The sequence below is a fragment of the Streptosporangium sp. NPDC006013 genome, from assembly GCF_040614275.1.
GTDB lineage: Bacteria > Actinomycetota > Actinomycetes > Streptosporangiales > Streptosporangiaceae > Streptosporangium.
The window spans coordinates 1-9,620 of the sequence record NZ_JBEXUE010000391.1 but is presented as its reverse complement, the minus strand read 5'-3'; the positions used below and the strand labels follow the sequence as shown (position 1 = coordinate 9,620).

Below are 9,620 nucleotides of genomic sequence, written 5' to 3'. Positions count from 1 at the left end.
GTCGGCCCATCAGCCGGTCCGGCCGTTGCCGCGCCGGCGCGGCAACGGGGGCGGACTCGACAGTCGCGGCCCGGACGGGGCTAGGCAACGGACTTCCATTTCACAGTGCGGTGCTCCAACCAGGTGATGGCGCTGTAGATGATGACGCCCAAGACACCGACGATCACCGTCCCGGCGATGACGTAGTCCGAACGGCCGGCACGCTGGTACGACACCAGCACCGTGCCGACGCCGGAGAGCGCGCCCACCAGCTCGGTGCTGATCACGACGACCAGCGCGCTTCCGGACGCGATCCGGATGCCGGTGAAGATCGACGGCAGGGCACTCGGCAGCGACACCGACAGCTGGGTACGCAACCAGGAGAAACGCATCGACCGCGCCGCGTCGATGCGCATCGGTTCGACGCTGGACAGCCCGTAGATCGTGTTGATCAGGATTGGCCACACGATCGCGTAGACCGCCACCGCGACCTTCATCTCGGTGCCCAGGCCCCACAGCAGGATCGCGATCGGGATCAGCGCGGTCGACGGGATCGCGCGGAAGGCGTCCACCACGACGGACGTCGGCGCGGCAAGGCCGGGGATCGCGATCGACAGTGCCCCGATCACCACGCCGACGAGCGTGGCCAGGCCGAGCGCGATTGCCCAGGCCTGGATCGTATCGACGACGCCGCCGCGAAACTCCTCGGCGCCGAATAGGTCCGGGACGCGGCCGAGTACCGGCACCGGGCCGGGGAGGAAGTTCTCGGGAACGAAATTGGTCACCCGGATCAGCTGCCAAGCAAGCAGCACCGTGAGTACGCCCAGAGTACCGAGCGCGATCGGACGGAGCCGTTGTCCAGTCTCCATGTCATCCCTTCCGGCCCATTGCCGTCGCCGACCTACAAGCCCCAGTCGAAGCGGGGCAGCGCCGCGAGGCGGATGCCGAACCGCCCCCGGTCGTCGGGGCCGGCCGCGTCGCGCGTCTCGGTGCGCGACTTCACCACGTGCCGGCCGAAGTTCGGCGCAAGAGGACGGTCTACGTCCCGCCTGAGCCAGAGCCGCAACAGGTGGCGACGCCGCCCCTGCTCGGGCCAGTCGACGAACGCGGTCCGCGAGTGCAGGGCGGCATAGTTCAACAGCCACTGGATATCGCCGGGACGGAAGTCCATGTCCAGGGCGATGCCGGGTTCCCCGGCGATCTCGTCGAGCAGGTGCAGCAGCTCCACCTGCTCGTCGGTCAGCCGGGGTACGTCCGGATAGTCCTGCGCCGAGAAAATAATCTTGCTTCCGGCGTAAATGCTGAACGTGCCGTCGACGTAGCTGACGATCGGCGAGGTGTAGTACGGCGCCGGCGCGTCGTGGTCCTGCTTGTACCAGTCGAAGTACCACGGCTCGAGCAGCAGATGGGCCAGCTCGGCACGCCGGGCGAGCACCTCGTTGTAGAGGGTCGCCCCGCTCACCAGGCTGCTTGCCCCGCCCTCCTTCGCCGAGCGCAAGCACATCAGCGCGACGACGTCGGAGCTGTCGGAGTGGAAGTCCAGCCCGTCACGGATCTTGGAGCCGAGGGCGGTGGGGTCCGCCCGGGTCTTGTCGGAGGTGGCCAGGACGTGGTCGACGAGGTCGCCCAGCTCGTTCTGCCGCATTGGAACGCCGAGGTGCAGCCCGAGCACGAAGAAGATCGCGGCCGACAGGGCGTCGCTGTAGTGCTCGACGCGCAGGCCACGGACGAGGACGAACCCGGGCCCGCTGTCGAGCTCTGCTCCCCACCGCTTGAGACCCGCTTCGCAGGCCGGCAACGGGTATTGCTCGGCGGTAACCGTCCGCAGATCCGGATCGTCATCGACGAACACGCGCCCCACCTGCTCCAGCTCGGCGATCTCAGCGTCACTCAGCTGGTACTGCCAGGAGGAGTCGTTCGCGATCTCGTCCCCCCGCCACGCGGCCGGGCCTTCGATCCGATCAAGAATTGTTGCCATCACATGCTCCCGAAATATGAACGTCACCAGCGCCAGCAGCGCTGTCATGGCCGGATGGCCGACGGTTCATGCCGATCGCGGCCGTCCGTCGACTAAAAGAGAGTTGTCGGCGTTATCCGACTCGGCGCCGACCGCCGAGAGACGACTCGATTCGTCGCTGGTCACGCGCTATCGCGTGCGCAGTATCCGACGGCCCGCGACTCAGCGCGGGCTGCGGGGCGGCACAGTCAAAAGAGGATCATGGTGCCGCCGACGGCGGCACCATGCCGAATGCCATGACGCTTCGGGTTGTTGCGGGCGCGGGTGTGGACCGGGGCGACGGGAAGATAGCCGGTCAGGGACTTCGCCGCCATTTCCTCACCCCGTTTCGCGTCTCGCTGTACAAGATGTCATCTTGCAAAGCGGTAGTGATGGTGTCAAGACCGGACACATAGTTGTTACGCGAGCTTGCCGCGTCCCTTGTAGGGCACGCGCGCCGACTCGCCGGCCCCGACATAGCCCTTGTCGGCGAGTGTGACCAGGCCGGCAGCTTTCAGTCGGCGGATGGTGCCCCAGATCCGGGCTGCGGTCAGGTCGTGCGGGGAGCCGGAGGTCCACACGATGGTGCCGTCCGGAGCGGCGAGAACCTGGATGTTGAGGGGCCCCGCGTTCTCCGGACAGCTTCCAGATGATCACTTCACGCTGCAAGCTGCCGGCTCAGGTACTCGTTGTGGACCTCAAGCGGAGTCCGACACCGTTTGCGGAACGAAGCCTGCGGCGATATAGAACCCTTCGATGTATCTAACAACCTCACGTCGAGCTTTCGCTCATGTGGTGAATACCATGTCGTTGAGCCACTCATTTTTCGACGCCCCGAAGAATGATTCCCCCGGAGCGGTATCCAGCACACCCAGGTGCGCCCAACAGATCGACGTATACCGGCCCGTCGAACTTGATCGGGGTGGAGGCCTGAGCACACACTCGCCTGACATGGATGAGGTTGTGTCAATCCCCTCAAAACGTGCAGACGGTCCTATGCCACAGCGGCCCTCAGCAGGGCCGCCGATGTTTCTATGTCAAGCGGTGAGCTGGTGGCGGGTGATGTGGTGCTGCCAGGACTCTTGGTCGGTGGTCATGACGCGAGTGCCGGCCCGAGATGTCCTTGTTCTTGGTTTCGTCGTCAGGCTCACACGTGCCGGCACTGCCATTCTTATTGCCAGCGGCCGGCGCCGCCGTGATGGGCAGTCCTCTCGGCTTATCCGATGAATACTTGACCCGCCCGTCTTCACTGTCATCAACGATCGTGAACTCGTCGAGGCGGAGGAACGTCTTCATACCGGTTGACTTCAGGCCGCTTCCCGCGCCGTTCGCCGCTCCGTTGCTGATTTTGTCGCCCAGGTGGTTATGAATAACCCGGGTGGTGAATCGAACACGCCGAGCCGGACACGGCCACGCGCGATGGGCCGGTCGGGTTCGGCGTGCCTCCGGTGGAGTGAGTCTCCGTCAGTTCACGGTGAGCCCTCGGGAGGCGAGGATCAGGGCGGCCTGGGACGGGCTGATGATCGCTCCGCGCAGCGATCGGAGCCGGGTGTCGTCGACCTCGCCGAGGTCCAGGCCGCGCAGGTCGGCCATGGTGAAGACCGTGTCGACGGTGCGGGCGCCGATCATGCGGCAGTCCTCGAACACGGCATTGGTGAAGTCGCAGTTCGACAGGTTGGCCTCGTCGAGACGGGTGCCCCGCAGGTGGGCGCCTCGGAACGAGCAGCCGATCAGGTCGGCCAGCATCAGGTTGGAACCGTCGAACCGGTAGCCGATGCCCCGGCAGCCTGTCAGCACCGCGCCGATCATGCGGCAGCCGGTGAAGACGACGTCGGTGAGCAGTGCCCGCCCGAAGTTCGCGCCCGACAGGTCGACGTCGGTGAAGGCCGCGTCGACGAGTTCGGCGTTCGCGAACCTGAGCCCCGCTCCCCCGCCGCCGGAGAAACGCGCCCCGTCCAGATCCGTACGGCGGAAGTCGGCCCGCTCCAGCACGCACCCCTCGAACGAGGCCCCCACCAGCGACGCCCCGCTGAAGTCGGCGCCGGTGAGGTCGCACTCCTTGAAGACGTAGGGTCCCTCGCCGGTCAGATGATCGCCGAGCGAGAGCCTCGCCAGATCGACCCCGTTGATCTCCCGCTGGTCCGCCAGCAACCGTGCCACATCCATCCGGCGATTCAAGCAGCCCGCCCCGACAGAATCACCGCGCCGTACGCCCCCGCAGGAAGGAGCCGGGTGTCGGGCGACGCTCGCGCCGTCCGCCGGTCAGGTCCCGTTCTCGTCTCCGGCGAGGAGTTCGGCGGCCGCCTGGCCGCAGACGCGGGCGGATCCGTGGGTGGCGATGTGCACGGCGCCGAGGTCGGATCGGCCGGGCAGGCCCATCTCGACCACGACGGCGTCGGAGCGGGCGGCCAGCAGGTGCCGGAGGGCGTCGGTCTGCCAGGGGTGGCGGTGCGCGTCGCGGACGACGATGACCAGGGGGCGCCCGGCCGCGGTGGCGAGTACGGTCTCGATGGCACTCCCGGTGGCGGTGGAGGCGTCCAGCCGGGTGACCGTGGTGCCGGGGAGGAGCTTGCCGAGCGGCTCGCCGACGCCCCAGGGGGTGTCCTTCTCGATGGCGAGGTTCATCTCGGGGGCGAGTTCGGCGACGTGCGGTGGGGCGGACAGGGGGAAGGCCGCGGTCGCGGAGCGGCGGGTGACCCGCAGCGCGCGCCGGGCCGCGGCCAGGCCGATCGACGCGTCGCCGGAACCGCCGGAGGCGGCGCGCGCGGGCGTGCCCCGCTGGGTGGTCGCGGTCCAGAGGGCGAGTTCGCGGACGCGGCGGGCGGCGTCGGCCAGCCGTTCCTCGGAGAGCCTGCCCTCGATCACGGCGTCCGCGATCGCGTCACGGACCGCGATCGCGGTCTCCTCTCCGGCGTGCTCGCCGCCCACGCAGATCGCGTCGGCGCCCGCGGCGACGGCGAGGGCCGAGGCACCGCCGATGCCGTACGGGCCGGAGACCGCGGTCATCTCGATGCCGTCGGTGACGATGACGCCTTCGAAGCCCAGCTCGACCCTGAGCAGGTCGTGCAGGACCCGGCGGCTGAGCGTGGCGGCCATCACCGGGTCCAGGGCGGAGACGAGCAGGTGGCCGGTCATGACCGTGCGCACCCCCTGCTCGACGGCCGCGCGGAAGGGCCGCAGCGCCACGTCGTGCAGCTCCCCCGCGGTGGCGGCGACGAGCGGCACGCCGTGGTGGGAGTCGACCGAGGTGTCGCCGTGGCCGGGGAAGTGCTTGGCGCAGGCCGCCACGCCCGCCGACTGCATGCCCCGGATCCAGGCCATGGTGTGCCTGGCGACGAGACCGGGGTCCGCGCCGAAGGAGCGCAGGCCGATGACCGGGTTGTCGGGGTTGGAGTTCACATCCGCCGAGGGGGCGAAGTTGAGGTTGACGCCCGCCAGGGCCAGGTCACGGCCGAGGTCGGCGGCGATCTCCTCGGTGAGGCCGGTGTCGTCGACCACGCCGAGGGCGAAGTTGCCCGGCCGGGTGCTCCCGCCGGCCGCCTCCAGGCGGGTGACCTCGCCCGACTCCTCGTCGATGCCGACGAGGACCTGGGGGTTCTCCTCGCGGAGCGCGGCGGTGAGGTCGGCGACCTGGGAGGGGGTGGCGATGTTCCTGGAGAAGAGCACCACCCCGGCCAGTCCTTCACCGAGTCTGCGCCGCACCCAGTCGGGCGGGGCCTTGCCCTCGAAACCGGGAAGGACGACGGTCTCCGCCAGACGGAGCAGCTCTGGGCCGCGCTTCATTCACCACTCCTCGCCTGACGACCGGTCGGCGTCCCATGCCGAAGGCGCGCAGACCCCACGTTGTCCAGAACCTCCGGGGAAAGCGCTCCCACGGTGGCTTGGCGCAAATCTAATAGGAAAGTTTCCTAATTGCTAGTGGGCTGACCATTGGCCTTCGAGTAAAGGTTTACCGGGCCTCGACGAGGACGAGTCAAAGATCGGCCGACACGAGGCCTGGGCGCGACGTGACGGGGCCCGATGCCGCGCGATACCTCCGGTGTCGCCGGGCACCCGTGGACGAGGCACTTTCCCTGGCTCGACGATCCCGCGTGGTTCACGCCGCGGACACCGGCGGCCTTCCCGGCTGATCGCGTCGAGCAGCAGCATCGCGGCCACCGCCGCCCCGTCGGTACGGATCGTGCCGACCGCCCGTACGCGGGTCTCGGGGGCCAGGACCGTCCTGAGCGCGGCCGACAGGGACTCGATGGTGCGCCGCGCGACTCGGCCGGGAACGGGCGTTCGTCCGGCCGACGTCAGGAGCTCGTCAGGATGACGAGTTGCCGGGTCGCTCGGGTCATCGCGACATAGCGGTCGACCGCTCCTTCGATGCCGTCGCCGAACGCCTCCGGGTCGATGAGGACGACCAGGTCGAACTCGAGCCCCTTCGACAGCTCCGGGGTCAGCGACCGGACGCGAGGCGTCGCCCGGAACGTGGGATCGCCGATGACGCAGGCGGTCCCATCGGCATGCGCGGCGAGCCAGGTGTCGAGGATCGAGCCCAGATCCGAAGCGGATCCGTGGACGACGGGGACGTCGCCGCTGCGGATGGAGGTCGGCACGTTGGCGTCCGGGAGCATGGCCCGAATGACCGGTTCGGCCTCCGCCATGATCTCTTCCGGCGTCCGGTAGTTGACGGTCAGGGAGGCCAGGTTGATCCGGTCGAGCCCGATCCGCTCAAGCCGTTCCTGCCACGACTCTGTGAACCCGTGCCTGGCCTGGGCGCGGTCCCCGACGATGGTGAAGCTCCGGGACGGGCAGCGGAGCAGCAACATCTGCCACTCCGCGTCGGTCAGTTCCTGAGCCTCGTCCACGACGATGTGCGCGAACGGGCCGGCGAGCAGGTCCGGGTCGAGGGTGGGCAGCTCGGACTCGTCAACCAGATTTCGCTGGAGGTCCTCTCGGCGCAGCTGCGTCACGAGGCCTTCGCCGTCGTCATCGGCCTCGATCAGGGCGTCGACGACCTGGGCCATGCGCTCGCGTTGGGCGGCGAGAGCGGCTTCCTGCCGGCGCTTGCGTCGTGACGCCTCCGGGTCGCCGAGCCGCTGCCGCGCCGCGTCCAGGAGCGGCAGGTCGGACACCGTCCAGGCCTGGGCGTCCGCGCGCTGCAGCGCCTGAACGTCATCGCGGCTGAGCCAGGGAGCGCACTTCCGCAGGTAGGCGGGTACCGACCACAGGTCTCCGACGAGGTCGGCCGCTTCGATCAGCGGCCACGCGCGGTTGAAGGTCGTGAGCAGCTCCCTGTCCTGCAGCAGCGACTTGCGGAGCAGGTGAGCCGGGGCCTCGTCGTCGTGCTTGTCCATCAGGATCGTGAGCAGTTCCTCCCAGATCTGGTCGCGGGCCTCGTTGTGCGGAGTGCCGGGGTCCGGTGCTTCGAACGCCTCGGCCCAATCGTCGGCACTCAGCCAGACGTCGGACCAGAGGGTGGTGACCGTCATCCCCTTGGTGGGCGGGTTCTCGTAGAACCTGACGGCAGGCTCGATCGCCTTCACCAGGTCCGCGGACGACTTCAGGCGGGCCACGTCCGGGTCGGCCTCGATCGCCGCTGCGGCTCCCTCGGCGACGAGGTCCCGCAGGGTGCAGGTCTGCACGCCCTCCTCGCCGAGGCTGGGGAGGACGTCGGCGACGTAGGCCAGGTACGGCTGGTGCGGACCGATGAACAGCACGCCGCCCCGGTGGTGACCGAGGCGAGGGTCGGAGTAGAGGAGGTAGGCGGAGCGGTGCAGAGCGACGACGGTCTTCCCCGTACCCGGACCGCCGTCGACGACGAGAGCGCCGTGGGATCCCGCGCGGATGACGGCGTCCTGGTCGGCCTGGATGGTGCCGAGCACGTCCCGCATCCGGGCCGACCGGTTGTCGCCCAGGCTGGCGATGAAGGCGGACTGGTCGTCGAGCGCGGCGTGCCCGACAAGCCCGTCCGGGGTGAACACCTCGTCCCAGTAGTCGCTGACCCGGCCGCGGGTCCAGCGATACCTGCGACGGCTTGCCAGCCCCATCGGGTTGGCGTGGGTGGCTCCGAAGAACGGCTCGGCCGCGGGGGAGCGCCAGTCGAGCAGCAGCCGACGACCCGCGCTGTCCGTGAGGCCGAGTCGTCCGACGTACACGGGCTCGGAGTCGTCCGCGCCGACCATGTGTCCGAGGCACAGGTCCAAGCCGAAGCGACGCAGCGCGCGCAGGCGAGCGGTCAGCCGGTGGATCTCCAGGTCCCGGTCCATCGCCTGCCGGCCTTTGCCGCCGGGCGCCTTACGCTCGGCATCGAGGCGGTCGGACAGGTCGGCGATCGATTGCTCAAGGCTCTCCGCGATGGCCGCGAAGTGCTGCTCGTCGCCGTCGATCAGCGTCGGGTCGGCCTTGGGGGCGAGGTGGTCGGGAAGGTCGAACGCACTGGTGGTCAGGGGGTTCATGGCATCAGCTCCGATCTGGGGTCGCTTGCGGCCATTGCGCGCGGCAAGGCGTCTGGACGAGCGTGACGAACCTGGTGGCCATGACGAGCAACGCTCCGCCTGACGTGGCCCCCGGCCGTTGCCGGTTCAGGTCGCCAGGGTTCGCAGGTTCTCGTGTTCCGGGTCCTGGATCGCCGATCCCGTGTGGTTCACGCGGACACCGGCGGCCTTTCCCGGCTGATCGCGTCGAGCAGCAGCGTCGCGGCCACCGTCGTCCCGTCGGTGCGGATCGTGTCGGCCACGGCCCTCGCCCGTGCGCGGGTCTCGGGGGTCAGGGCCGTGCTGAGCGCGGCCGACAGGGACTCGACGGTCGGAGCCGGACCGTCGTGTGCCGCACCGATGCCCAGGCCGGCCACCCGGCCGGCCCAGTACGGCTGATCCGTCGCCTGGGGTACCACCACCTGAGGCGCGCCGGCCCGGGTGGCCGTCGTCGTCGTGCCCGCGCCGCCGTGATGCACGACGGCGGCCACCCGGCCGAACAGTGCCTGCTGGTTGACCTCGCCGACGACGAAGCAGTCGTCCCGGTCGTCGATCAGGGCCAGGTCCGCCCAGCCGTGGGAGATCACTACCCGGCGGCCCTGCGCGCGGATCGCCTCGATGGCCACCCGGGCGGCGTCCTTCGACGCGCGCATGGGCATGCTGCCGAAGCCCACGTACACCGGTGGTGTGCTGGCGTCCAGGAACGTCACCAACTCGGCCGGGAGCAGGCGTTCGTCCGGCAGGATCCACGCGCCGGTCTGCACGACGTCGAGGTCCGGCGTCTCCTGCCACGGGTCCAGCGCCGGGTCCGTCGCCAGCCACGGCTGGTCGCCGATGACGTAGTCGCGAACGTTGTCCACCGGTGGCAGGCCGATCGACGCCCGGTTCGTGTTGAGCGCCGCGCCGAACAGCGCGTTGACGCTCTGGGCGTCCAGCTCCCACAGCACCCGGTTGTCGGCCACCTCCGGCGGGAACGGCCGGCCCGGATACGCCAGCGGCGGGTGGTACGGCGACGGCAGGGTGATCTGCTGGAAGGCCACGAACACGGAGCGGATGCCCAGTTTCTCGGCCACCGACCGCGCGCCGGCCGCGGCCGGCATTATGCCGGTCGCCACCAACGCGTCACATCCCTCGGCCGTCGCGGTGACCGCGTCGAACTGGCCGGCGATCAACTCGGCCGCGCG

General features: G+C 69.4%; 7 protein-coding genes and 1 pseudogene. All 8 read right to left on the bottom strand.

Annotation, left to right across the window (positions count from 1 at the left end; genetic code table 11):
- Positions 1–80 precede the first annotated feature (80 nt).
- Positions 81–848 carry an ABC transporter permease gene (locus ABZ260_RS38800; RefSeq protein WP_355627454.1) on the bottom strand — a complete coding sequence of 256 codons (768 nt, stop codon included), beginning with the start codon at positions 846–848 and terminating at the stop codon, positions 81–83.
- 32 nt (positions 849–880) lie between these two features.
- Complete coding sequence (locus tag ABZ260_RS38795; RefSeq protein ID WP_355627451.1) at positions 881–2,005, bottom strand: TauD/TfdA family dioxygenase; 1,125 nt, start codon at positions 2,003–2,005, stop codon at positions 881–883.
- Positions 2,006–2,184: 179 nt separating this feature from the next.
- Positions 2,185–2,310, bottom strand: coding sequence for a hypothetical protein (locus ABZ260_RS38790; RefSeq protein ID WP_355627449.1), 126 nt, complete (start codon positions 2,308–2,310; stop codon positions 2,185–2,187).
- 141 nt (positions 2,311–2,451) lie between these two features.
- Positions 2,452–2,595, bottom strand: a pseudogene (locus ABZ260_RS38785) (IS5/IS1182 family transposase); the annotation flags it as partial.
- Between the two features lie 844 nt (positions 2,596–3,439).
- Positions 3,440–4,141: a pentapeptide repeat-containing protein gene (locus ABZ260_RS38780; RefSeq protein ID WP_355627446.1), complete on the bottom strand. Its 702-nt coding sequence runs from the start codon at positions 4,139–4,141 to the stop codon at positions 3,440–3,442.
- A gap of 96 nt (positions 4,142–4,237) precedes the next feature.
- Complete coding sequence (locus ABZ260_RS38775; RefSeq protein WP_355627443.1) at positions 4,238–5,758, bottom strand: glycoside hydrolase family 3 N-terminal domain-containing protein; 1,521 nt, start codon at positions 5,756–5,758, stop codon at positions 4,238–4,240.
- Between the two features lie 512 nt (positions 5,759–6,270).
- A complete protein-coding gene (helR, locus tag ABZ260_RS38770) occupies positions 6,271–8,418 on the bottom strand; it encodes an RNA polymerase recycling motor ATPase HelR (RefSeq protein WP_355627440.1) in 2,148 nt (715 codons plus the stop codon).
- A gap of 188 nt (positions 8,419–8,606) precedes the next feature.
- Positions 8,607–9,620 (bottom strand): glycosyltransferase (locus tag ABZ260_RS38765; RefSeq protein ID WP_355627437.1); only part of this gene is annotated, 1,014 nt, incomplete at its 5' end.